This is a genomic window from Streptomyces sp. NBC_01288 (assembly GCF_035982055.1).
Taxonomy (GTDB): Bacteria; Actinomycetota; Actinomycetes; order Streptomycetales; family Streptomycetaceae; genus Streptomyces.
On the sequence record NZ_CP108427.1, the window covers coordinates 5,321,031 to 5,343,881 of the forward strand.

Genomic DNA, 22,851 nt, shown 5'->3' on the forward strand with positions numbered 1-22,851 from the left:
AAGAGATGTACGACCCCACAGTCGCCCGACTCACCTACCGGGCCCTGCTCGGCCGGCGCCGGGCCCTCATCCTGGGCGCCCTGCCCTTCCTGCTGATCATGATCTCCGTGGTGGTGCGGGGCCTCACCGGCGCCGACGACCAGACCGCGGTCGACGTCCTGGGCGGGCTCGGCCTCGCCACGATGGTGCCGATCATCGGCGTCATCGCCGGTACCGGCGCGATCGGACCGGAGATCGACGACGGCTCCGTGGTCTACCTGCTGTCCAAGCCGCTGAAGCGGCCCACGATCATCTTCACCAAGCTGATCGTGGCGGTCGCCGTCACCATGGTGTTCTCGGCGGTCCCCATGCTGATCGCCGGCCTCATCCTCAACGGCAACGGCCAGCAGATCGCCGTCGCCTACACGGTGGCCGCCCTGGTCGCGTCCATCGCCTACGCGGCACTCTTCCTGCTGCTCGGCACGGTCTCCCGGCACGCGGTGGTCTTCGGACTCGTCTACGCCCTCGTCTGGGAAGCCCTGTTCGGCTCCCTGGTCGCCGGCGCCCGCACGCTGAGCGTCCAGCAGTGGTCCCTGGCCGTCGCCCACAAGGTCGCAGGCGGAGACCTCGTCACCTCGGACGTCGGACTGACCACGGCCACGGTGTTCCTCGTCGCGGTCACCGCGGGAGCCACCTGGTTCGCCGGACAGAAGCTGCGCTCGCTGAAGCTCGCCGGCGAGGAATGACAGGTCCTGATCTTGACGGGGGCTTCATCTCTGTCCGGGCACACTGGGCAAAGAGGACGGACGGCTAGGAGGAACGGGGATGGCCGGAGAGGCGACGTACGGCGGCGGTCAGCCGGAGTCCGGGGACGGCTGGGACAAGCTGGTCCTGGACGACGACTTCATACGGTCCGCCGAGACGGCCGAGCCGTCCGCCCGCGCGCGGATGCTCGCGGCGCGCTGGCGTGCCGAGTCCCCCGAGCCCCAGCCGTGGCGCTCTGACGAGCCGCCTGCTGGGTGGTTCTTCAGCAAGGCTCGGCGGCGGAAGTGGCGGCGGCGGTAGCGGCAGTTCGGCCGCGGGTTAATTCGGTGGCGCCCAACTCGGCGTACCGGCACAGTTGTTGTGTCGACGCCGGATCAGCCGGCGCCACTGACTGGGAGAGGAGCTGGACGATGTCGATGCACGACAGGACGTCCAACTCCCTTCAGGGCAGCCCGCGGCGGTCTCCGGAGTAGTTACCCTCCGTCGAGTCGCCCACCACGGGGAGCTGCCCGGGGCGGCCGCTTCGAGCACGCGACTCATTATCGCGTGGGCCGCCTTCCCTTTCGCCCCCGCTGCCGGGGGCATTCTGCGCTGGGGCGGTTGCCCACACCTACGCGAGCAACCGCTCCAGCACCACCGCGATCCCGTCCTCCTCGTTCGAAGACGTCACCTCGTCCGCCACCGCCTTGAGCTCCTCGTGCGCGTTGGCCATCGCCACGCCGTGCGCCGCCCACGCGAGCATCGCGATGTCGTTGGGCATATCGCCGAAGGCAACCGTGTCGGCGGACTTCAGGCCCAGGCGGCGGGCCGCGAGGGACAGCCCCGTGGCCTTGGTGAGGCCGAGCGGGAGGAGTTCGACGATACCCGCGCCGGCCATCGCGACCGAGACGAAACCGCCCGCGGCCAGCTGCGCCGCCTCGGCGAGCTGGTCGTCCGTGAGGGTCGGGTGCTGGATGTAGATCTTGTTCAGCGGCGCGGCCCACAGCTCGGACACGTCCGAGAGGGGCGTCGACGGCAGCGCGCCCGTCAGCGCGTACCCGTCGCCGACCAGCACCTCGCCGTCCAGGCCGTCCCGGCTCGCCGCGAGGTGCAGCGGGCCGACCTCCGCCTCGATCTTGGCGAGTGCCACCCCGGCCAGTTGCCGGTCCAGGGTGACCGACGTCAGCAGGCGGTGCTCCCCGGCGTCGTAGACCTGCGCGCCCTGGCCGCAGACCGCGAGGCCGTCATAGCCGAGGTCGTCGAGGATGTGCCGGGTCCAGGGGACCCCGCGGCCCGTCACGACGATGTGTGCCGCGCCCGCCGCGGTGGCCGCGGCGAGGGCGTCACGGGTGCGTGCCGAGATCGACTCGTCGGAGCGCAGAAGCGTTCCGTCGAGGTCGGTCGCGATCAGCCGGTACGGGAAGCCGGCCGTCACTTGGCGACCGGCGTCAGGACCTCACGGCCGCCCAGGTACGGACGCAGCACCTCGGGCACGCGCACGGAACCGTCGGGCAGCTGGTGGTTCTCCAGGATCGCCACGATCGTGCGCGGTACGGCGCACAGAGTGCCGTTGAGCGTCGCCAGCGGCTGGACCTTCTTGCCGTCGCGCAGGCGGACGGACAGCCGGCGGGCCTGGAAGCTGTCGCAGTTGGAGGCCGAGGTCAGCTCGCGGTACTTGCCCTGGGTCGGGATCCACGCCTCGCAGTCGAACTTGCGGGACGCCGACGAACCCAGGTCGCCCGAGGCCACGTCGATGACCTGGAAGGGCAGTTCGAGGGCGGTGAGCCACTGCTTCTCCCAGTCCAGGAGCCGCTGGTGCTCGTTCTCCGCGTCCTCGGGGAGGACGTACGAGAACATCTCGACCTTGTCGAACTGGTGCACGCGGAAGATGCCACGCGTGTCCTTGCCGTACGTCCCGGCCTCGCGGCGGAAGCACGGGGAGAAGCCCGCGTAGCGCAGCGGCAGCTTCTCCGCGTCGAGGATCTCGTCCATGTGGTACGCGGCGAGGGGGACCTCGGAGGTGCCGACTAGGTAGAAGTCGTCCTTCTCCAGGTGGTACACGTTCTCCGCGGCCTGGCCGAGGAAGCCGGTGCCCTCCATGGCGCGCGGGCGGACCAGCGCCGGGGTCAGCATCGGGATGAAGCCGGCCTCCGTGGCCTGCGCGATCGCCGCGTTGACGAGCGCCAGCTCCAGGAGGGCGCCGACGCCGGTGAGGTAGTAGAAGCGCGAGCCGGAGACCTTGGCGCCGCGCTCGACGTCGATGGCGCCGAGCGCCTCGCCGAGCTCCAGGTGGTCCTTGGGCTCGAAGCCCTCGGCGGCGAAGTCGCGGATCGTGCCGTGCGTCTCCAGGACGACGAAGTCCTCCTCGCCGCCGACGGGCACGTCGGGGTGCACGAGGTTGCCGAGCTGGAGCGCGAGGCGCTTGGTCTCCTCGTCCGCCTCGTGCTGCTCGGCGTCGGCCGCCTTGACGTCGGCGGCGAGCTGACCCGTCTTCCTGAGCAGCTCGGCCTTCTCGTCGCCGGAGGCCTTGGGGATGAGCTTGCCGAGCGCCTTCTGCTCGGAGCGCAGCTCGTCGAAGCGGACGCCGGACGACCTGCGCCGCTCGTCGGCGGACAGGAGAGCGTCGACGAGCGCGACGTCCTCTCCACGGGCGCGCTGGGACGCGCGCACACGGTCGGGGTCCTCACGGAGCAGGCGAAGGTCAATCACGCGGAACAGGCTACCGGTGCGGAGTTCCGGCTCACGACTCGGTATTCCGAACTATGGCTTACGTCCAGTTATGGGGTAATTGCGCAGAGTGTTCGCGCGTGCCGACGCGGGTCAATGAAAAGGCGTCCCGCTCCCTGGAACGGGGCAGCCGTGAGGCGGCCTGTTGACCCGAATCCCTTGTGGGAAACGGGACTTGAGGTCGCGGTTGTCCACAGGAATCCACATCCCGGAAGAGTTATCCACAGGGTGTGCGAAAGATCTGTGGACATCGAAAACGATCATTTCCAAAGAGTTTCGCGCGACGGGTATTTCCTGTCCTAAACGCACCTCCCACCCACTTTCGGGTGGAAATGCGTCGCTCCAAAGGATTGCCCGAAGGAAACAGGTGGACGAAGAGTGACCTACGCGCCGGTGGACGCATGGGCGGCCTGTAGGGAGATTTGTCGACTGGATCGCACTTCGTTGTCGACTTGTCCCCAGGTCGAGAAGCGGACCTGTGGATAACTTCTGTGGATAACGAAGATACGCAGGTAGTACCGGTCAGAAACGGCCGTCCTGGCAGTGCGCGACCCAGTCGGCCGCGGCCAGGAACTCCTCGTCCGAGGTGGCCGGGAAGAGCGGCCGCACCCCGTCCACGCCGACGTCCGCGCGCGGGTACGAACCGAGGAAGCGCACCTGGAGACAGATCCGCTTGAGCCCGGCCAGCGCCTCCGCCACCCGACGGTCGGAGATGTGCCCCTCGGCGTCGACGCAGAAGCAGTAGTTGCCGATGCCGGCGCCGGTCGGACGGGACTGGAGCAGCATGAGGTTGATGCCCCGGGTGGCGAACTCGCCCAGCAGGTCGCGCAGCCCGCCCGGGTGGTCGTCGCGTTGCCAGATCACGACCGAGGTCTTGTCCGCGCCGGTCGGGGCGGCCGGGCGGGCGGGCCTGCCCACCAGCACGAACCGGGTCTGCGCGTTCTCCGCGTCGTGGATCTCGGTCTCCAGCGCTTCGAGACCGTACCGGGCGGCCGCGAACTCACCGGCGAACGCGGCGTCGTAGCGGCCCTCCTGGACCAGCCGGGCGGCGTCCGCGTTCGAGGCCGCCGACTCCCACAGGGCGTCCGGGAGGTTCGCCTTCATCCAGTTGCGGACCTGCGGCTGGGCGGCGGGGTGCGCGGAGACCGTCTTGATGTCGGAGATCTTCGTGCCCGGCCTGACCAGCAGCGCGAAGGTGATCGACAGCAGCACCTCGCGGTAGATCATCAGCGGCGCGCCCGCGACCAGCTCGTCCAGGGTCGTGGTGATGCCGCCCTCGACGGAGTTCTCGATCGGCACGAACGCGGCCTCGGCCTCGCCGGTGCGCACCGCGTCCAGCGCGGACTGCACCGACACGTACGGGATCAGCTCCCGGGTGGCCGCCTCGGGCAGCGTCCGCAGGGCGACTTCGGTGAAGGTGCCCTCAGGGCCGAGATACGCGTAGCTGGCTGGCATGGCTTCACCCTAATGGGCCTTGCGAGACCCGGGGCACGCTTCCTGGCCCAGCCACTCGTGAGGGCGACGGCCTCACCCCTCCAGCAACCGCTGCCCCACGTACTCGCCCTCCGCCGCCCCGCCCGGCACCGCGAACAGGCCGCTCGCCTCGTGCCGGATGTACGTCGACAGGGCGTCCCCGCGGTCGAGTTTCCGCTGCACGGTGACGAAGCCGCGCAGCGGGTCCGCCTGCCAGCACACGAAGAGGAGCCCGGCGTCCGGAGTGCCGTCCGCGGCGATGCCGTCGTGGTACGAGAACGGGCGCCGCAGCATCGCCGCGCCACCGTTCTGGTCGGGCCGGGCGATCCGGGCGTGCGCGTTGATGGGGACGACCAGGGCGCCCTTCGCGTCGGTCTTCTCCAGGTCCATCGCGGTCGTCTCACCGCCCCCGGACAGCGGCGCCCCGGTGGACTTGTGGCGCCCGACGACGTTCTCCTGGGCGCCGGTCGAGAGCTTCTCCCAGTCGTCGAGGAGCATGCGGATACGGCGTACGACGGCGTAGGAGCCGTTCGCCATCCACGCCGGGTCGGTCGAACCGGACGCCGGCACGAAGATCCGCTTGTCGAAGTCGGACTCGGCCGGCTTCGGGTTGCGGGTGCCGTCGAGCTGGCCCATCAGGTTGCGGGCCGTCATCTTGTGGGCCGTCGCGCCCGGCGTCCGATTGAAGCCGTTCATCTGCCAGCGGACCTTGGCCGCGCTGCCCGCGTCCTTCTGGATCGTGCGCAGGGCGTGGAAGGCGACCAGCGCGTCATTGGCGCCGATCTGCACCCACAGGTCGCCGTTGCTGCGCGTTTTGTCGAGGTGGTCGGAGGAGAAGTCGGGCAGCGGGTCGAGGGAGACAGGCCGCTGCTTCTCCAGTCCCGTACGGGAGAAGAAGGAGTTGCCGAAGCCGAAGGTGATCGTCAGCGACGAGGGCCCCGCGTCCCGGGCGACCTCCGTGTCGTCCTGCGCCGCCGCCTCGCCCGCCATCAGCCGCTGCGCGGTCGTCGACCAGCGGCGCAGCAGGGCCGCCGCCTCCTTGCGGCTCGCGCCCGCCGCCAGGTCGAAGGCGACGAGATGACCGCGCGCCTGGAGGCCCTCGGTGATGCCGGGCTGATGTTTCCCGTGAAACATTGCCATGTCCTCGCCCAGCGAGGTCAGTGGTGTGGCCCCGGCGGGCGCGGACGCGTACCCCACGGCCCCGCCCGCCGTACCGAGCACGAGCCCGGTGGCACCGGCCGTACCGAGGAGCCGTCGGCGGGAAATGCCCTCCCCTGGGGAGGTGTTTTCGGAAACGGCCTCCCCAGGAGGTGCCTCTACGGTCCGGGCCTGGGGAATGGACTGGTCAGGCATGGCGTGGTTCAGCCGATCTGCGCGTTCTTGTCGACGGTCGTCTGGTCGATGTCGGAGGTCCGCACGGTCACCGAGATCTTCCAGTCGCCCGCCATGGGGATCTGGATTCCGTTCGCGGCCCAGTGCCCGGTGGCGATGCGGTCGGGCGTCACGGGCAGCGGGCCGATCTTCTTCGCGGCGAGGGTGAAGGCGACCTTCACCTCGGGGACGTCGAAGGCCCGGCCGTTGGGGCGCTGCACATAGACGTGCATCTCGTTGCCGCCCACGCGCGCGGGGTCGAGGTCGAGCCGTATGACGCCCTTGCCGTCCGTGCCCCCGGTGTCGAAGGACATGTCCAGGGTCAGGGCACCGGCGGACGACGAGGAAGAGGACGAGGAGGAGGACTTGGCCGCCTTGGCGTCCTCCTCCGTGCGGCCCGGTTCGGTGGCCGTCAGGGCCGTGGTGACGGCGAGGACGACGACGGCGACGGCGGCCTCGGCGAGCACGGACCGGCGCAGCCCGAAGCGGATCGGGTCGGCGTCCCGAAGTCGCTTCTTTCGGGTGGAGTCCACGGCGGCCTGCTGGCGGGCGAGTTGGGCGGCCCGCTTGGAACCGCCGGGCGCCTCGGAGTCGCCGTCGTCGGCGGACGCGGCCGCATCGGAATCGCCCTCGGCGGAGGTCGTGGCGCTGGAGACGCCGGTCCTCGCGGAGGTCGTGGCGCCGGAGACGCCGGCCTTGGCGGACGCGCTGGAGGTACCGGCCGCGGTGGACGTCGTAGCGCTGGAGGCACTGGCCTCGGCGGCTGCCGTAGCGCTGGAGTCGGCGGTCTTCGTGGACGCGCTGGCGTGTGCCTTCTCCTTCTCCGGCGCGCGTTCCTCGACGGCCGTCTCGGCTGTCGCGGTGGTCTCCGCCAGGCGGGCGGTCCAGCGCCGGGAGATCGACGCGATGCCGACGAGCAGCGCCACGAGGCCGATCTTCACGAGCAGCAGCTGTCCGTAGCCCGTGTCGGTGAACGCCGACCAGGAGCCGAGCTGGCGCCAGGACTGGTAGATGCCGGTCGCGACGAGCGCGAGGACGCTGCCGAACGCGATGCGCGAGAAGTTCTGTACGGCCGTCCGCCCGACCAGGTTGTCGGCGGGCGCCCGGTAGAGCGCGACGAGGAGGGCGGAGAGGCCACCGAGCCAGGTCGCGACGGCCAGCAGGTGGACGACGTCGACGGGCATCGCGATGCCGGGCTGGAGCCCTGTCGAGGCGTGCTCGGCCAGTGCCCAGCTCGCCGCGAGCCCGGCGGCCACCACACCGCCGCCGATCGCGAGACCGAAGGTGAGGTCCCGCTTCTCCTCGTCCTCCCGCTTGTCGTACGCCCCGAAGAGCACGGCGATGAACAGCGCGGCGGCGGCGAGCAGCAGCAGCCGGGAGACGAGGGCCGCGCCGGTCTTCGTCTGGAGGACCTGGCCGAGGAGGTTCAGGTCGAAGATGTCGCCGAGCTTCCCGGTCGTCGTGTACGAGCCGCGCACCAGCAGCAGCCAGAGTGTGGCCGCGGTGAGCGAGACCCAGCCGGAGACCACCAGCCGCTGGAGGGCGCGCACTCCGGCGCCGCGCTGCCAGCAGGCCAGGATGAAGGCGGCGCCGCCGATCATGACGATGAAGCCGGCGTACGACATGTAGCGCCCGAAGCCGTACAGCCCGCCGACGAGTCCGCCGCCGACGTCCTGCTCGTCCGACGCGGAGACGGTGGTCTTCGAGGGGGAGCCGATCGAGAAGGTGAAGGCGCCGCCGACGGGGTGGCTGTCGGCGGACACGACCTGCCAGGCGACCGTGTACGTGCCGTCGGGCAGTCCGCTGCGCACCTGGGTGGCGTAGGTCGTTCCGCTGATGTTGGACGGTTTGCCGACGTCGACGCGTTTGCCCTTCGGGTCGAGCACGCGCAGCGAGTCGTTGTTCGTCGCCACCTTCTCGGAGAAGGTGAGCGAGATCTGCGTCGGAGCCTTGTCGACCACCACCCCCGAACTGGGGTCGCTGCCGGTCAGCGCGGCGTGCGCGGAGGCCGTGCCCGCCCCGGCGAAGAGCATGCCGGTGACAGCCAGGAGCAGCAGCACCAGGTTGCGGACGCGGGGGGTGATGGTCGTCTTCAAGGTGGGGGTCCCTCCCTCAGTGCCCGGTCGTGGGGTTGTACGTGGCCGACTTCACGGGCATCTCAACCGTGAGAGGGCCGGACTTGGCAAAATGCAGCTTCACGGTCACGTGGTCGCCCTGCTTGAGCGTGTGCTTCAGCTTGTCGAACATCAGGTGGTTGCCCCCGCTCTTGAACACGAGTTGACCGTGTGCGGGCACATCGAGGGACTTCACCTCCTCCATCGCCTGGCCGACCGTCTCGTGCACGCTGACGGGACCGAGGTCGCTGGTGACGGAGGTCAACTCGTCCTTCGCGCCGCCCTTGTTGGCGATGTCCAGGAAGCCCGCCGCCATGTCCGAGACCGGCTGGGGCATGTAGGCGGAGCTGACGGACAGCTGGGCCTTCGCGTCCGAGCCGCCGCAGCCGGTGAGGACCAGCGCGCCGGTCAGCACCGCGACGGGTACGGCGAACCGCCTCACGGCGTCTCTCCCTTGACGATCTTGGGGAGGTCCTTGGTGTAGTCGTCGACGGTGGTGTCCTGGCCGTAGAGCAGATAGCCGCCGTTGGTCTTCGGGGAGAACGCGACGACCTGGGTGCCGTGGACGGAGACCAGCTTGCCGTTCTTGTCCTTCGAGGTCGGCTCGATGGAGATGCCGATCGAGCGGGCGCCGGCCTGGATGGTGGCGAAGTCGCCGGTCAGGCCGACGAACTGGGTGTCGATGCCCTTGAGCCACTTGCCCAGCTCGGAGGGGGTGTCGCGCGCCGGGTCGGTGGTCACGAACACGACCAGCAGCTTGTCCTGCTCGGCCTTGGGCAGCGACTTCTTGGCGACGGCGATGTTGTTCATCGTCAGCGGGCAGATGTCGGGGCAGTGGGTGTAGCCGAAGTAGATCAGTGTCGGTCGGCCCTTGGTCTCCGCCCGGAAGTCGTACTTCTTGCCGTGCGTGTCCGTGAGGACCAGGTCCGGCTTCTCGAACGGGGTGTCGAGCACGGTGGCGGCCTGGGTCGCGGTGTCCTCGGAGACCACGGAGACGGGGCTCTGGCTGTCGTCGCTGCCGCAGGCGGAGAGCGTCAGGGTGGCGGCGACGAGCAGAACGGCCGCCGCGAACGTCTTCTTGCGCATAGAGAAATGTCCCAGTTGTGAGAGCTCCGGCGCGCACCGGGGTCGTACGAGAGAGTCGCACGGACCCCTGTGCGCGCCATGAGTGACGGGCCTCAGACGGTCGTACGCCGTCGGCCGGCGAGAACGCCGTACGCCACGCCCGCCGCGCCGACGGCGATGCCGACCACGCCGAGGACGCGGGCGGTGGTGTCGGAGGAATCGGCGGACGACGAGGTGGAGTCGGCGGCGGTGGTCTCGGTCTTCGCGGCCTTGTCGGAGGCGTCCTCGGCGGTCGCGCCGGAGGTGGAGGTCAGCGTGAGCGTCGGAGCCGGGTTCTCGGGCTCCTCCTCGCCGTCCTTCTGCACCTCGATCCAGCGCACGACCTGCTTGTCGGAGTACGTCTGGAGCGCCTTGAAGACGAGCTGGTCGGCGTCCGTGGGCAGCATGCCGACGGAGACCGGGAACTTCTGGAAGTAGCCGGGTTCGACGCCCTTGCCGGTCGCGGTCCAGGTGACCTTGGTGACGGCCTCGGTGATCGTCTCGCCGTGCATCTCGGCGGGCTTGGCGAGCTTCGACTTGGTGACCTTCACGGTCCAGCCGCTGATCGGCTCCGGCATCACGGAGGCCAGCGGGTGGTCGGTCGGGAAGTTCACTTCCAGCTTGGTGGTCGAGGCGTCGTCACGCTCGTTCGGGACCTTGAAGTCGACGACCGCGTAGCCGCCCTTGACGGCCGCGCCCTCCGGTTGCACAGAGACGTGCGCGAAGGCGGGGGAAGACAGGACGAGCACGGCCGAGCCGGCGACGGCAGCGGCGGCGGCGATACGAGAGGTCTTCATGGAAAGGAGCACTCCACTTCGAGTTCGAGTGAGTTCCGGTGGTGAAGAGGGGGCGCGTGGCACGCGCGTGTGCCGCACGACGGCGGCCACCTCTCCCGGAGAGCTGTGCTCGATGGAAGTGGTACTGGTCGCGTCGCGTCAGGCGGCGAGGGTGTGTGCGGCGGCGACCGGCGGGCCGCGGCGGATCACCGAGTGCTGGAGTGCGGTCGTGTGCGGCGCGGGCGGCGCGAACAGGGCGCTACGGAGCGGACGCGGGCCCGCCTCGGGCGCTCCCGGCAGCCCGGCCCGCAGAGCGCGCACCAGGGCGAGCGCACCGCGCAAGGACCGTACGAGCGCCCCTTCCGCGACTCCGTGCGCCGAGAGTTCCATCAGGCGCAGCAGCGCCAGGTCCCCGCGCCGCAGCAGCCAGCCCGCGGCGAGCGCCGCGAGGACGTGACCGAGCAGCATGGACAGGGACGGGAACAGCGACATGGAGGACGCGGCGGAGGTGGACATGGCGTCCGCCGGATGGTGCATCGACCCCATGCCGCTCATCGAGCCCGTCGGACCCATCGAGCCCGAGGTCGGCAACAGCCGCGCGTCGGTGAGGATCTGATGGGCCTGCGCCGGGCTGATCGCCGCGGCGGTGGTCCCGCACAGGAGATGCGCGGCACGCGCGACGAGCGTGGCGTCGGAGGCCGAGAGGGAGTCGGACGATGGGGTGACGGCCGTCTGACCGAGCCCGAACAGTGTGTGCAGCACGGTCTGTCCGACCGCGAGCGGCACCACGATCCCCGGCAGCGAACGCGCCCGCCCGGCGAGCGGCGCCACCACGAGGAAGGTGGCGAGGAAGCCCGCGCCCAGTGTCCACGGCGGAACCGTGGCGCAGGAGGCGATCGCATGACCGGCCGCGGCCAGCACGACACAGACCGCGGCGAACACCGCGGCCCTCAGGACCCGGAGTTCACCTCCGGAGCGCGCCGTACGTGGGTGGGGGGCAGTCATGGCGGGCTCATCATCGCACCGGCCTTATTGCCGCCATACGGCAGGTCGGCAACATCGAGGCCATAGTGTGTCGTAGGTCACAAAGATCACTCTCCGGCGTGAGCTACCTCCGGATACACCAATTACGTTTGGGACGCATCGCCCATATGGGCGGCATCACGTCAACTCCGTGCTTACACAGGGGCACTGGCGGCAATAGGTATCACTATGTCGAGCCGCGGCCGGGAGGCTGGAGCATGAGCATCTGGTGGTCACTCCATCTGAGGCGCGAGGCCGCGAGCGTGCCACTCGCCCGGCGACTGTTCCTCGGCACGATGGAGACCGCGGGCGTCGACCCGGACATCTCCTACGACCTCTCCGTCGCCCTGAGCGAGGCGTGCGCCAACGCCGTCGAGCACGGCGGCGACACCGCGCACGGCGCGCCCACGGAGGCGTACCGGGTCACCGCGTACCTCGACGGCGAGAAGTGCCGTATCGAAGTCGCGGACTCCGGCCCCGGTTTCGCCCGCACGCAGTCCGTCCGCCCGGCCCCGAGCGAGGCCGAGAACGGCCGCGGCCTGTGCCTCATCCAGGAGCTCGCCGACCACGTCCACATCGGCAACAAGCCGGGCGTGGGTGGCGCGGTGGTGAGCTTCGACAAGATCCTGAAGTGGCGCAAGGACGCGCCGTTGATGGCGGTGTGATCGACCCGGCCTCAGCTTTCCGAGGATTCTTACCTCACGCACAGCACAGGCCCACGTCCCTGACGGATCCCGTCCCTAGCGTCGCGAGCATGACACTGATGACGAGCGCCACGGAGGGCCCGGACGCGGAGAGCACGGGCGCGGGCGGCGGTGGAGGCGGTACGCCCCCGAGCGGTGCCCCGACGGGTACGCCGCCCGGCGACAACCCCTCCCCTTCGGCCTCCGCCTCCTCGTAAGGTACGACGATGCAGAGCCGCGAGGACGAGGCACTGGCGCGGGCCGCCGTGGACGCGCTCACCGGGCAACTGGCCCTGGCCCCCAAGCCGGGACTGCCCGACCCGCGCGACCTGGCCGCCCGCACGACCCGCGTGGACCACAGCGCCCTGCGCTGGTCCGCCAAGGCGCTGACACCCGGCCTCGCGGCGATGGCGGCCGCCGCCCGCCGCACGGGCGAGCCGACTTCCGTGCTCCGCGCGGAGCTCGGCGCGATCGGCCGCTGCACCGAACACTCCGTCGCGCTCGCGGGCGGTGGCCACCGGGGTGCCCTGTGGGCCCTCGGCCTGCTCGTCGCGGCGGCCGCCCTGGACCCGGGTGCCGGAGCCAAGGACGTCGCCGCGACCGCGAAGCGCATCGCCGCCCACCCCGACCGACGCGCCCCGCGCAGACCCTCGCGCGGCTCGTCGATCTCGGCGAAGTACGGCGCGGCCGGCGCGCGGGGCGAGGCCAAGGCCGGATTCCCGCACGTACGGCGGGCGTTGGACACCCTCGCCACGACCCGCGCGGCCGGGGCGACGGAGACTCAGGCCCGCCTCGACGCCCTGCTCACGGTGATGTCCACCCTCCAGGACACCGAACTCCTGCACGCCGTGGGCCCGTTGGGCCTGCGGCACGTCCAGGCGGGCGCCCGGGGTGTCCTGGAGTCGGGCGGCACGGCGACATCGGCGGGTGCGGAGGCCCTGACCGCCTTCGACACCGACCTGCACGCACGCGCGTGGAGCCCTCGCGGAAGTGCGGGGCTCCTGGCGGGCGCTTTGTTCCTGGACTCTTTACCGGTCAACTCACTGGCGTGGGCCGCCTGAACCTGTAGAGGACCGAGCCCGGTACCGGTCAACTCGCCAATGCGGGCCGCCTGTTCACCGCGCCCGCCTCGCCCTCCTCCTCGTCCGTCTCCCGCCCGGCACCCGCCGCCCGCCGCGCCGCCGGCCCCATCGCGTACGACGCCACGACCGTCGCCCCGCCCAGCAGCAGCCAGCCCGGCGTCCCCCATTCCAGGAGGAGGGACGTCAGCACCAGGGGACCCATCGTCCTCGCCACGGTGACGCCGGTCCCGAAGAAGCCCTGGTACTCGCCCACCCGGTCGGCGGGGGCCAGGTCGAAGGAGAGTTGCCAGGAACCCGCCGACTGCCCCATCTCGGCGGCCACTTGGAGCACCGCCCCGACCACCAGCGCCCCCACGGCCACCCACGGCGACGCGCCCGCCGACAGCGCGAACGCCGCGCAGGCCGCCAGCATGATCCAGCCGGACCGCCGCACCGCGCGCGTGGCCGACGCGAGCCCCGTGATCCCGCGGGCCGTCCGCACCTGGAAGACCATCACCGCCCCGGTGTTGAGCACGAACAGCGCGGAGACCAGCCAGGTCGGCGCGTCCGTCCGCTCCGCGATCCACAGCGGCAGCCCGAGGCTGAGCAACGGCATCCGCAGCAGCAGCACGGTGTTGAGCAGCGTGACGACGACGTACGGCCGGTCCCGCAGCACCCCGAGCCCGCCCGCCTTCCGCACCTGGACGCCCCGCACCGACGGCAGCCGCACCAACAGCCCCGCGCACACCAGGAAGCTCACCGCGTCCAGCGCGAACACCCCGAGGTACGCCGACCGCGTCCCCGCCCGCAGCGCGAGCCCGCCGAGACCCGCGCCCACCGCGAGACCGGCGTTCAGCGTCGACTGGAGGTGTGCCAGCAGCCCGGTCCGCTCCCCGGCGGACACCAGCCCCGCCAGCAGCGCCTGCCGGGCCGCCGCGAGCCCCGACTGCGCCGAGGCGTAGGCACACGCGGCGATCACGAACGGCACGAATCCCCGGACGACGAGGAAGGACGCCACCGCGAGCCCCGTCGCCAGCGCCAGCAGCACCGCCGTACCGCGCGGCCCACGCCGGTCGGCCAGCCGCCCCAGCGGCACCCCGACCAGCGAACCGACGGCCCACGCGAGCGTGAGCCCGAGGCCCACGCGCGCGGGGGCGAGCCCGACGACGTGGGTGAAGTACAGCGCCGAGGTCACGTAGTAGGCGCCGTCGCCGACCGAGTTGGTCAACTGGGCGAGTGCGAGGGTGCGTTGCGGGCCCGCGGGCGGGACGAGTGAGTTCGTCATGTCTACGACGGTAGAGCTCGGTTGGATCTGCCAGAAGGCCCAATCGGGCGCCCTGTCATTGGCCCAATTCGGCAGCCCGCCCGGCACTCACCCAGCCCCCCCTCACGGCCCTTCCAGCACCCGCCCCAACACGTCCAGCGCCTCCGGATAGACCCGCTCCCGAGGCGTCCCGTACCCCACCACAAGCCCCTGAGGTCGCCCCTCGTCCCCGTCCGCCGCATGCCAGTGCTCCCCGAGCCGCCCGACCGCGAGGCCCTCCTTCTCGGCCCGCGCGAGCACCGCCTCCTCGTCGGCGACCTCCACCAGCGCGTGCAGCCCCGCCGCGATGCCGTAAACGTTTGCGTGCGCCCCCAGTCGGCCGAGCAGCTGGTCACGGCGGCGCCGGTACCGCAGCCGGCACGCGCGTACGTGACGGTCGTAGGCATGGCTGTCGATCAGTTCGGCGAGCGCCAACTGGCCGATGGTCTCGGTGTGGTGGTCGCTGTGCAGCTTGGCGTCGGCGACCGCGTCGACCAGGTGGGGCGGCAGCACCATCCAGCCGAGCCGCAGCGCGGGCCCGAGGGTCTTGGACGCGGTCCCCAGGTACACGACCTGCCCCGGTGCCATCCCCTGGAGCGCGCCCACGGGCTGGCGGTCGTAGCGGAACTCCCCGTCGTAGTCGTCCTCGACGATCAGGCCCCCACGCGCGCGTGCCCAGTCGGTCAGCGCCCGTCTGCGCTCCGGGTGCAGGGTGACGCCGGTCGGGTACTGGTGGGCCGGGGTCACCACCACGGCCGCCGCGTTCCCCAACTCCTCGGCGCGGACGCCTCGTTCGTCGACCCGTACGGGCACCACGCGCCCGCCGTTGTGCCGCACCACCTCCCGGTGGAACGGCAGCCCCGGGTCCTCCATGGCGACCTCGGCGACACCGCGCCCCGCCGCCGCGTCCAGCACGCGCGTGAGGAGCGCGAGTCCCTGCACGTACCCGGACGTGATCACGATCCGCTCCGGCGGCGCGATCACCCCGCGCGCCCGCCCCAGGTACCCCGACAGGGCGGTGCGCAGTTCGATGCGGCCGCGCGGATCCCCGTAGTCGTACGCCAAGGAGGGTGCCGTCGCGATCGCGCGGCGCAGCGAGCGCAGCCAGGCCGCCGCCGGGAACATGCCGACGTCCGGGCTGCCGGGCCGCAGGTCGAAACGGGGTACACGCGCGCGTGCCGCCGCGCCCGGTGCCTCCGCGTCGACAGAGGGCAGCCGCGCGACCTGGGTACCGGAGCCCTGGCGCGCGGTCAGGTAGCCCTCGGCGACGAGCTGGTCGTAGGCGGCCTTCGCGGTGCCTCGTGAGACGCCCAGTTCGGCCGCGAGCCGGCGGGTGGCGGGAAGGCGGGTCCCCGGGGCGAGTCGGCCGTCCCGTACGGCGTCCCGGAGCGCGCGTTCGAGACCGACCCGGCGGCCGCCTTCCGGGTCGGGTTCCAGGTGCAGGTCGACGCCGACGCCGGACCAGAAGTCGTTCACGAAAAAGCCCTCCCCCTAGGCACGTTCATGAAAAAAGCCTCCCCCTGGGCATGCGCTCGGCACACGAATGGCCGGGCACAGCAGGTGTGCCCGGCCATCAGTCTTGTATCAGGTGGCAGCCATCAGCTGTCAGCCCTTGAGGGACGCCATCCAGCCCTCGACCTCGGCCGAGGTGCGGGGCAGGCCGTCGGACAGGTTCCGGTTGCCGTCCTCGGTGACGAGGATGTCGTCCTCGATGCGGACGCCGATGCCTCGGTACTCCTCGGGGACGGTCACGTCGTCCGCCTGGAAGTACAGGCCGGGCTCCACCGTGAGGACCATGCCGGGCTCCAGGGTGCCCTCGACGTACGTCTCGGTCCGCGCGGCGGCGCAGTCGTGGACGTCCATGCCGAGCATGTGACCCGTGCCGTGCAGCGTCCACCGGCGCTGGAGGCCCAGCTCCAGGACGCGCTCCACGGGCCCCTCGACGAGACCCCACTCGACGATCTTCTCGGCCAGCACACGCTGTGCCGCGTCGTGGAAGTCGCGGTACTTGCCGCCCGGCTGCACCGCCGCGATACCGGCCTCCTGGGCCTCGTACACGGCGTCGTAGACCTTCTTCTGGACCTCGGTGAAGCGGCCGTTGATCGGCAGCGTGCGCGTCACGTCGGCGGTGTACAGGGTGTGCGTCTCGACGCCGGCGTCCAGGAGGAGCAGGTCGCCGGAGCGGACCGGGCCGTCGTTGCGCACCCAGTGCAGGGTGGTGGCGTGCGGGCCCGCGGCGCAGATCGAGCCGTAGCCGACGTCGTTGCCCTCCACGCGCGCGCGGAGGAAGAACGTGCCCTCGATGTAGCGCTCGCTGGTGGCCTCGGCCTTGTCGAGGACCTTGACCACGTCCTCGAAGCCGCGGACCGTCGAGTCGACGGCCTTCTGCAGCTCGGAGACCTCGAACTCGTCCTTGACCAGGCGTGCTTCGGAGAGGAAGACCCGCAGTTCCTCGTCGCGCTCGGCGGTGACCTTGTCGGTCAGCGCGGCCTCGACGCCGGCGTCGTAGCTGCGGACGACGCGGACGGGGCCGGTGGCCCCGCGCAGGGCGGCGGGCAGTTCGCGGACGTCGGAGGCGGGGATGCCGTAGAGCCGCTCGGCCTCGGTGAGGGAGTGGCGGCGGCCGACCCACAGCTCGCCCTGGCCGGAGAGCCAGAACTCGCCGTTCTCGCGGTCGGAGCGCGGCAGGAGGTAGATCGTCGCCTTGTGGCCCTCGGCGGCCGGCTCCAGGACGAGGACGCCGTCCTCGGTGAGGTTGCCGGTCAGGTACGCGTACTCGACCGACGCCCGGAAGGGGTACTCGGTGTCGTTCGAGCGGGTCTTCAGGTTGCCCGCGGGGATCACCAGGCGCTCGCCCGGGAAGCGCGCGGAGAGCGCGGCACGGCGGCGGGCGGTGTGCTCGGCCTGTTCGACGGGCCGCAGGTCGTGCAGCTCGGTGTCGGCCCAGCCGGACTTCATGCTGTCTGCGAGTTCGTCGGACACGCCGGGGTACAAGCCGTTCTTCCGCTTCTTGATGGGCTCTTCAGGCTCCGCTTCCGGGGTCTCCGGATTGAGCTCGTCGGCCACGGTCATCCTCCTAGATACGGCACTGGACCCCGTCCATCGTACGGTCGTACGGAAGGGGGCCCAGGGCCGTATGGCCTGTTACACATGGCTTCGCTGCGACTACTCGAAGCGAGCCGCCAGGAGGACGACGTCCTCGTCGCTGTCGGCCGTGTCGAGGCCGTCCGGCAGCACGGTCCGCAGGACGTGGTCGGCGATCGCGGCCGGGTCGTCGCGCAGCGCCTTGGGGACGCTCGCGGCCGCCGCGTGCAGGCGGGCGAAGGCGCGGTCCATGGGGTCGCCGGTGCGGTGCAGCAGCCCGTCGGTGTAGAGCAGCACGGTCTCGCCCGCCTCCGCCTCCAGCTCCACGCTCGGCGCCTCCCAGCAGGCGAGCATGCCCAGGGGCGCGGACACGGAGGTCTCCACGAACTCCGTGCGCCGCTCGCCGACCAGGAGGGGCGGGCTGTGTCCTGCGCCGGCCAGGGTGATCTTGCGCAGCGCGGGCTCGCAGTAGGCGAACAGGGCGGTGGCCGAGCGGGCGGGTTCGGTGAGTCTCAGGAGGAGTTCGAGGTCGGACAGGACCGCGACCGGGTCCTCGCCCTCCATCACCGCGTACGCCCGCAGGGACGCGCGGAGCCGGCCCATCGCGGCGATCGCGCTGGGCCCGGAGCCGGTCACCGAGCCGACCGCGAGGCCGAGCGCGGCATCGGGCAGCGGCAGCGCGTCGTACCAGTCGCCGCCGCCGCGCGGACCCGTGCGGTGCAGCGCGGCGAGCTGCACACCGGCCACGCGGGGGAGCCGGGACGGCAGCAGCTCCTCGGCGATGGTCGTCATGCACGCGCGCGTGCGCTCGACTTCGAGGACCCGGGCCAGATGCTCGGTGGCGTACCGGGCGTACAGGCCGACGAGGTGGCGCTGCCGCTCGACCGGCTCGGCGGGCTCGTCGTACAGCCACACGGCGGCACCCAGGCGCCCGGCCGCGTCGGTCGCCAGGGGCAGCGCGTAACTGGCCGCGTAGCCGAGGCGTACGGCGACCTCGCGGTGGCGCGGGTCGAGGGTGTCCTCGGCGAACAGGTCGGGGTGGACGATCTCGCCGCCCTCGCCGCCGGGAGCGCCGTCGAGAATCTGGCCGTAGGACATCGCCCCGCGCGGGACGGTCTCGATGTGGCCGAGGTCGGAGCGGGCGAGGCCGAGGCCGATGGTGGTGTGGGGGCCCAGGCCGTCGCCGGGTTCCAGGACGACGAGTCCGCGGCGGGCGCCCACCAGGGCGGCTCCGGCGCGCAGCAGCTCCTGGAGTGCTTCGTCGAGTGCGTCCGTGCGTGCCAGCCGCTCCGTGAGTTCATGGAGGGTCGTGAGATCGGACACCCAGCCGGCGAGCCGGTCCTGGAGCAGGGCACCTGGCGCGTTCGGTGCGGTATCAGGCGTGTTCTGGGTGTTCGAGGAGGGGCTCGGCGGGGTATCGGTGGCGGCAGGCGCGGGCGCGACAGTGTGTGCGGGCGAGGGAACCGTTGAATCGATTCCAGCCACTTTCGGAGGGTGCGGGGCGTTCATGGCGTCCGGCTTTCCGACCGGTGCGTATTGCTCAAAAGCATCGCAAACCCCCATGTCATTCTGCGCCGCTGGCAGTGTCTCCACATGTACACGCACTCGTGAGGGGATGTCCAGCATTGTCCTGCCGGGATTCCTGGTGTCCATGGGTTTACGGGTGCTATTTCGCTCTCCCCTTGCGGATTGGCAAAGTTGGCTTAAAACTGCATCAGGGGACGGTCCATTGCGGTCGACTGGGTTTGCTCGACGGAGCGTCACAGCGGTCGTGATGGGTACGTACTCGGAGAAGGCCAGGGGTGGCTGGGGGCCACCCGGAACCTGGTGAAGGACCCGGGCGTCTTAACCACCGACGATCGTGCCCCATCCTCCCGTGGCGGAGGCGGAGAGAACTACGCGGGACGGCAAAACGCCAGACTTCGCCACCCCCAATCGCCACGCCCATGCTTTTCAAGCACGCACGGGTTCCCCTTGCCGAAGGCAGGGGTGTGATGCGCCAACAGGTACGCACAGTGAAGTGATCGACACATGATGTGATGTGGTCCTCGGTGTTGCCAGCGGTGCAACGGAAAGGAACGAGCGCTCATGCGCGAGATCCCCGGAAAGCGACGCAGGCTCCTGTCCAGGCGAGACAACAGGAGGTCTGAGATGCTCAGCGCGGCCCTGACCTTCGCGACAGAATGGCAATGGCCCGTACTCCCGGGCGTGGCACCGGACCCTCAGGGCCGGGCCCGCTGCGGCTGTCCGGACCCAGACTGCACGGTCCCCGGCGCACACCCCTTCGACCCCGGCCTCCTCGCGGCCACCACCGACGCCCGGATGGTGCGCTGGTGGTGGGGCAACCGACCCGCCGCGCCGATCGTCCTCGCCACCGGCGACAAGGCTCCCTGCGCGGTCAGCCTGCCCGCCCCCGCGGCCGCCCGGGCCCTCGCCGCGCTCGACCGCCAGGGCATGCGCCTCGGCCCGGTCGTCGCCGCGCCGACCCGCTGGTCGCTGCTCGTCAAGCCGTACTCCCTGGAGCAGTTGGGCGAGCTGCTCTACGCCAAGGACCACGTCCCCGGCTCGCTCCGCTTCCACGGCGAGGGCGGCTACCTCGCCCTGCCCCCCTCCGAGACCGGCCAGGGCCAGATCCGCTGGGAGCGCGCACCACTGCCCGGCTCGTCCTCGCCCTGGGTACCCGACGTCGAGGCCGTGGTGGACGCCGTGGTCGAGGCCCTCACTCGTACGGGTGTGAGCGCGCCCGAGTTGTAGGGGTGTCGGGCGTGCGCGGGACATGGCGCCCGTAGTTGGTCGTTATCTTCCGAAGCATGAACCTTCGTCTGCTCGCCCTCGCGGGCGTCGCGGTGTGCGCGGTCGCGCTGCCGCTGGCCGTGGCGTCCGCGGGACCCGTACGCGACGAGGGTCACGCGGTCGTACGGTCCCTTTCGCTCGGGTCCCTCGGGTCCTCCGACGACGACCCCAAGGCGCCCTCCGCCGCGCCTTCTCCGGCCCGCTCCCCGCTGACGCTCGGCCTGGGTCTTGCGACGGCCGCGCGCTGCGGACCCGAACTCTCCTCCCCCGACGGCATCGAGGCGCAGACCTGTGTCATGACGCAGGGTGAGGACACCTGGGCGCGCACCTACTACCGGAACGCGACCGGCGACGACCTGGACGCGGTGCTGAGCCTCATGGGTCCGGCGGACCGCACCGTGCGGATGCACTGCGTCGTGGCGGCCGAGGACGAGCCCGCGCTGTGCGAGACACCCCGGGAGCGCACACGGGGCGAGCTGGCGGCCTACACGGCCGTGGCGGAGTTCGCGGGGCGCAACGGGAGCGGGCCGCTGTTGCTGCGATCGGGGAGCAACTCCTCGGCGCCTACGGCGAGTTGACGGACGACATCGTTCCGTACACGCGGGCCGGGCATGAAAAGACCCGGTTGCTGGCGACGGGGGATGCACCAGCAACCGGGCTACTCGAACGGTAACAAGAGATCGGCGGTTAGCAAATTCGATCTCGGCTATTCGGACACCGACTTCCCTTTCACAACGGGGAGTTGTGACAGGAGTCACCCGAGTGAACAGGCCTGTTGCGGCTGAACGGTCGTTCAGTCGAACCCTTGGCCCATTCCGGGTGTCAGCTCAGCGTGACCTGCCGGTTGGTGAGGCCGCCCCGCGCGCGGCGCTCGTCCGCGGTGAGCGGTGTCTCCGTGGCCAGCGCGGCGGTGAGGCGCTCGGCGAACTCGGCGGCCGGCTTCTCGATGTCGTCCGCGCCGAGCCCGCTCGGCAGGTCCCAGACGGGCACGGTCAGCCCGTGAGCACGGAAGGACCCCACGAGACGGGTGCCCTCGCCGAGACCGGAGCGGCCCGCGGCGTGCAGCCGGGCGAGTCCGTCCAGAAGCCGCTCCTCCGGGTACGGCATGACCCAGCGCAGATGGTTCTTGTCCGGGGTCTCGCACCAGTACGCGGCGTCCACGCCCTGGAGCTTCACGGTCGGGATGGCGGCGGCGTTGGCGCGCTCCAGGGAGGCGGTCACCTCCGGCGCCGCGCTCGAAGCCTCCGGGACCCAGAATTCGAAGCCCGGGTGCACAACTGGCTCGAACGTGCCTTCCGGGTCGAGCAGATCCTGGAGTCGCGGACCCTCGGCCGGGGCGCGGCGGGCCTGTACCGGAGTGCCCGGGTCGGCGGCCAGCGCGCGCTGGAGGGTGTCGGCGAGGTCGCGGCTGATGTCGCCGGAGGCCGTGTCGTTCTGCAGGCCGAGCAGCACCGAGCCGTCGTCCCGGCGCAGGGCCGGCCAGGCCATCGGCAGCACCGTGGCGAGCGTGACCGACGGGACCCCTTCGGGGAGACCGCCCTTCAGCGGCAGCGCGACCGTGGCCGCGGGCACCAGCTCGCGCAGCGCCACCCAGTCGCCCTCGCCGGGCAGCCCCTCGAAGGGGCGCTGCACCAGCTCGGTCACCGCGTGCGCGGCGGCCCGGCCGTGGCAGGCCTTGTAGCGGCGGCCGCTGCCGCAGGGGCAGGGCTCGCGGGCACCGACGACCGCGACCTCTCCGTCGCTGAGCTGCGGCCGCTTGGCCGTGGTCTGGGGGCGCTTCTTGGCCATCGTGGGTGTCTCCCGGTTACGGCTCGTCTCGTACTGGCGGGAGCCTAGCCGTTCACGCCATGACCGACGGGAGCCTGTGGACAAGCCGGCGGGTGTGGACGGCGGCCTGGGGACGACGCGGGCGACGTGGGCAGGTACGGGCGAGGTACGGGCCGGCGGGTCAGTCCAGGTCGTCGAACGCGTCCGCGAACTCCAGTCGGGGGACCGCGGAGACCGTGGGGGCGGTGACGCGCGTAGCGAAGTCGTCGCGTCGAGGCCCGGCATCCGGATCATGGACGTCGTCCTGTACGACGACCCACACCGTGACCTCGCCCCGGGTGTCGTCCCGTACGCCCCAGTCGTCGGCCAGTGCGGTGATGATGTTCAGGCCGCGTCCGCCGCGCGCCGTCACCGACGGGGTCGCCGGGGCCGGGCGGGTCGGGCCGCCGCCGTCCGTCACCTCGACCGTGAGCCGACCGCCCGTGTCCACGCGCCAGGCGCACCGGACGTCGCCGTCACCGGCCAGGGCGTCGCCCAGGGGACGGCCGTGCTTGCACGCGTTGCTCAGCAGTTCGGAGAGGATCAGTACGGCGTCGTCGATGACCGCTTCCGACACACCGCCCGTGCGCAGCTGATCGCGCATGCGATGTCTTGCTTGTCCCACGCCCGCAGGGCCATGGGACACGGCCATGCTCGACGACGTGGGCACCTCCTGTGCCACCACCAACGCCACCCCCGAGACCTCCTTCGCCCCACGCCACGGTGTGGATGCCCCATTGGCCTGTACCGGAAACCGGCCAATCCACGTTCAGTGACGCATTCGCAACGATCGAACACGGACCGAACGCG

General features: G+C 71.2%; 22 protein-coding genes. 7 read left to right on the top strand and 15 right to left on the bottom strand.

The annotated features are described in order from the left end of the window. Nucleotides 1-5 precede the first annotated feature (5 nt). Nucleotides 6-725, top strand: coding sequence for an ABC transporter permease (locus OG194_RS23820; RefSeq protein ID WP_327402850.1), 720 nt, complete (start codon nt 6-8; stop codon nt 723-725). 79 nt (nt 726-804) lie between these two features. Further along, nucleotides 805-1,044, top strand: a complete 240-nt coding sequence (locus OG194_RS23825) for an SGM_3592 family protein (RefSeq protein WP_327402851.1) — start codon at nt 805-807, stop codon at nt 1,042-1,044. Nucleotides 1,045-1,354: 310 nt separating this feature from the next. Here the strand turns inward: OG194_RS23825 and OG194_RS23830 are convergent, their stop codons facing one another. The 9 genes from OG194_RS23830 to OG194_RS23870 form a co-directional block, all read right to left on the bottom strand. Further along, nucleotides 1,355-2,158: an HAD family hydrolase gene (locus OG194_RS23830; protein ID WP_327402852.1), complete on the bottom strand. Its 804-nt coding sequence runs from the start codon at nt 2,156-2,158 to the stop codon at nt 1,355-1,357. Then, nucleotides 2,155-3,432, bottom strand: coding sequence for a serine--tRNA ligase (gene serS, locus OG194_RS23835; RefSeq protein WP_327402853.1), 1,278 nt, complete (start codon nt 3,430-3,432; stop codon nt 2,155-2,157). The genes OG194_RS23830 and serS overlap by 4 nt, the downstream gene beginning before the upstream one ends. Nucleotides 3,433-3,972: 540 nt before the next feature. Beyond that, nucleotides 3,973-4,905: a prephenate dehydratase gene (gene pheA, locus OG194_RS23840; RefSeq protein WP_327402854.1), complete on the bottom strand. Its 933-nt coding sequence runs from the start codon at nt 4,903-4,905 to the stop codon at nt 3,973-3,975. A 72-nt stretch (nt 4,906-4,977) separates the two neighbouring features. Next, a complete protein-coding gene (efeB, locus tag OG194_RS23845) occupies nt 4,978-6,276 on the bottom strand; it encodes an iron uptake transporter deferrochelatase/peroxidase subunit (RefSeq protein WP_327402855.1) in 1,299 nt (432 codons plus the stop codon). A gap of 8 nt (nt 6,277-6,284) precedes the next feature. Further along, entirely contained in the window at nt 6,285-8,390 is a 2,106-nt protein-coding gene (locus OG194_RS23850; RefSeq protein ID WP_327402856.1) for a copper resistance CopC/CopD family protein, read from the bottom strand. A gap of 16 nt (nt 8,391-8,406) precedes the next feature. Then, nucleotides 8,407-8,850: a copper chaperone PCu(A)C gene (locus OG194_RS23855; RefSeq protein ID WP_327402857.1), complete on the bottom strand. Its 444-nt coding sequence runs from the start codon at nt 8,848-8,850 to the stop codon at nt 8,407-8,409. Continuing rightward, entirely contained in the window at nt 8,847-9,494 is a 648-nt protein-coding gene (locus tag OG194_RS23860; protein WP_327402858.1) for an SCO family protein, read from the bottom strand. Before OG194_RS23860 ends, OG194_RS23855 begins: the two co-directional genes overlap by 4 nt. 92 nt (nt 9,495-9,586) lie before the next feature. Further along, on the bottom strand, nt 9,587-10,309 hold the full coding sequence (locus OG194_RS23865) for a YcnI family copper-binding membrane protein (protein WP_327402859.1): 723 nt from the start codon (nt 10,307-10,309) through the stop codon (nt 9,587-9,589). Nucleotides 10,310-10,447: 138 nt separating this feature from the next. Beyond that, nucleotides 10,448-11,293, bottom strand: coding sequence for a hypothetical protein (locus OG194_RS23870; protein WP_327402860.1), 846 nt, complete (start codon nt 11,291-11,293; stop codon nt 10,448-10,450). 236 nt (nt 11,294-11,529) lie between these two features. Here OG194_RS23870 and OG194_RS23875 point away from each other — a divergent pair, with 236 nt between their 5' ends. From OG194_RS23875 to OG194_RS23885, 3 genes are all read left to right on the top strand, one after another. Next, nucleotides 11,530-11,976 (top strand): ATP-binding protein, encoded by a 447-nt coding sequence (locus tag OG194_RS23875; protein ID WP_019055063.1) that lies wholly within the window; start codon nt 11,530-11,532, stop codon nt 11,974-11,976. 89 nt (nt 11,977-12,065) lie between these two features. Next, nucleotides 12,066-12,212 carry a hypothetical protein gene (locus OG194_RS23880; protein WP_327402861.1) on the top strand — a complete coding sequence of 49 codons (147 nt, stop codon included), beginning with the start codon at nt 12,066-12,068 and terminating at the stop codon, nt 12,210-12,212. A gap of 9 nt (nt 12,213-12,221) precedes the next feature. Beyond that, the gene (locus OG194_RS23885) at nt 12,222-13,055 is read left to right on the top strand and encodes a triphosphoribosyl-dephospho-CoA synthase (protein WP_327402862.1); all 834 of its coding nucleotides are present in this window, start codon (nt 12,222-12,224) and stop codon (nt 13,053-13,055) included. A 28-nt stretch (nt 13,056-13,083) separates the two neighbouring features. Here OG194_RS23885 and OG194_RS23890 read toward each other — a convergent pair whose 3' ends face one another. The 4 genes from OG194_RS23890 to OG194_RS23905 all read right to left on the bottom strand — a co-directional run bounded on the left by OG194_RS23890 (nt 13,084) and on the right by OG194_RS23905 (nt 19,068). Next, complete coding sequence (locus OG194_RS23890) at nt 13,084-14,340, bottom strand: MFS transporter (RefSeq protein ID WP_327402863.1); 1,257 nt, start codon at nt 14,338-14,340, stop codon at nt 13,084-13,086. Between the two features lie 102 nt (nt 14,341-14,442). Beyond that, nucleotides 14,443-15,834, bottom strand: coding sequence for a MocR-like pyridoxine biosynthesis transcription factor PdxR (pdxR, locus tag OG194_RS23895; protein WP_327402864.1), 1,392 nt, complete (start codon nt 15,832-15,834; stop codon nt 14,443-14,445). Between the two features lie 129 nt (nt 15,835-15,963). Continuing rightward, a complete protein-coding gene (locus tag OG194_RS23900; protein ID WP_327402865.1) occupies nt 15,964-17,430 on the bottom strand; it encodes an aminopeptidase P family protein in 1,467 nt (488 codons plus the stop codon). 93 nt (nt 17,431-17,523) lie between these two features. Continuing rightward, complete coding sequence (locus OG194_RS23905) at nt 17,524-19,068, bottom strand: PP2C family protein-serine/threonine phosphatase (RefSeq protein WP_327407185.1); 1,545 nt, start codon at nt 19,066-19,068, stop codon at nt 17,524-17,526. 462 nt (nt 19,069-19,530) lie between these two features. Here OG194_RS23905 and OG194_RS23910 point away from each other — a divergent pair, with 462 nt between their 5' ends. Continuing rightward, nucleotides 19,531-20,196, top strand: a complete 666-nt coding sequence (locus OG194_RS23910) for a bifunctional DNA primase/polymerase (protein ID WP_327402866.1) — start codon at nt 19,531-19,533, stop codon at nt 20,194-20,196. A 56-nt stretch (nt 20,197-20,252) separates the two neighbouring features. Further along, nucleotides 20,253-20,813 carry a hypothetical protein gene (locus OG194_RS23915; RefSeq protein WP_327402867.1) on the top strand — a complete coding sequence of 187 codons (561 nt, stop codon included), beginning with the start codon at nt 20,253-20,255 and terminating at the stop codon, nt 20,811-20,813. 244 nt (nt 20,814-21,057) lie between these two features. On the opposite strand, the gene OG194_RS23920 is transcribed toward OG194_RS23915, so the two are convergent. After that, entirely contained in the window at nt 21,058-22,023 is a 966-nt protein-coding gene (locus OG194_RS23920) for a DUF5926 family protein (RefSeq protein ID WP_327402868.1), read from the bottom strand. Nucleotides 22,024-22,183: 160 nt separating this feature from the next. Further along, the gene (locus OG194_RS23925) at nt 22,184-22,735 is read right to left on the bottom strand and encodes an ATP-binding protein (RefSeq protein ID WP_442811612.1); all 552 of its coding nucleotides are present in this window, start codon (nt 22,733-22,735) and stop codon (nt 22,184-22,186) included. Between the last annotated feature and the right edge of the window lie 116 nt (nt 22,736-22,851).

What these genes read in the sequence shown, in the direction of transcription:
- efeB (WP_327402855.1), bottom strand. Translation starts at nt 6,276, where the DNA reads ATGCCTGACCAGTCCATTCCCCAGGCCCGGACCGTAGAGGCACCTCCT.
- OG194_RS23820 (WP_327402850.1), top strand. Translation starts at nt 6, where the DNA reads ATGTACGACCCCACAGTCGCCCGACTCACCTACCGGGCCCTGCTCGGC.
- OG194_RS23920 (WP_327402868.1), bottom strand. Translation starts at nt 22,023, where the DNA reads ATGGCCAAGAAGCGCCCCCAGACCACGGCCAAGCGGCCGCAGCTCAGC.
- OG194_RS23825 (WP_327402851.1), top strand. Translation starts at nt 805, where the DNA reads ATGGCCGGAGAGGCGACGTACGGCGGCGGTCAGCCGGAGTCCGGGGAC.
- OG194_RS23885 (WP_327402862.1), top strand. Translation starts at nt 12,222, where the DNA reads ATGCAGAGCCGCGAGGACGAGGCACTGGCGCGGGCCGCCGTGGACGCG.
- OG194_RS23875 (WP_019055063.1), top strand. Translation starts at nt 11,530, where the DNA reads ATGAGCATCTGGTGGTCACTCCATCTGAGGCGCGAGGCCGCGAGCGTG.
- OG194_RS23865 (WP_327402859.1), bottom strand. Translation starts at nt 10,309, where the DNA reads ATGAAGACCTCTCGTATCGCCGCCGCCGCTGCCGTCGCCGGCTCGGCC.
- OG194_RS23905 (WP_327407185.1), bottom strand. Translation starts at nt 19,068, where the DNA reads ATGCTGGACATCCCCTCACGAGTGCGTGTACATGTGGAGACACTGCCA.
- OG194_RS23870 (WP_327402860.1), bottom strand. Translation starts at nt 11,293, where the DNA reads ATGACTGCCCCCCACCCACGTACGGCGCGCTCCGGAGGTGAACTCCGG.
- OG194_RS23890 (WP_327402863.1), bottom strand. Translation starts at nt 14,340, where the DNA reads ATGACGAACTCACTCGTCCCGCCCGCGGGCCCGCAACGCACCCTCGCA.
- OG194_RS23910 (WP_327402866.1), top strand. Translation starts at nt 19,531, where the DNA reads ATGCGCGAGATCCCCGGAAAGCGACGCAGGCTCCTGTCCAGGCGAGAC.
- pheA (WP_327402854.1), bottom strand. Translation starts at nt 4,905, where the DNA reads ATGCCAGCCAGCTACGCGTATCTCGGCCCTGAGGGCACCTTCACCGAA.
- OG194_RS23915 (WP_327402867.1), top strand. Translation starts at nt 20,253, where the DNA reads ATGAACCTTCGTCTGCTCGCCCTCGCGGGCGTCGCGGTGTGCGCGGTC.
- OG194_RS23880 (WP_327402861.1), top strand. Translation starts at nt 12,066, where the DNA reads ATGACACTGATGACGAGCGCCACGGAGGGCCCGGACGCGGAGAGCACG.
- OG194_RS23860 (WP_327402858.1), bottom strand. Translation starts at nt 9,494, where the DNA reads ATGCGCAAGAAGACGTTCGCGGCGGCCGTTCTGCTCGTCGCCGCCACC.
- OG194_RS23900 (WP_327402865.1), bottom strand. Translation starts at nt 17,430, where the DNA reads ATGACCGTGGCCGACGAGCTCAATCCGGAGACCCCGGAAGCGGAGCCT.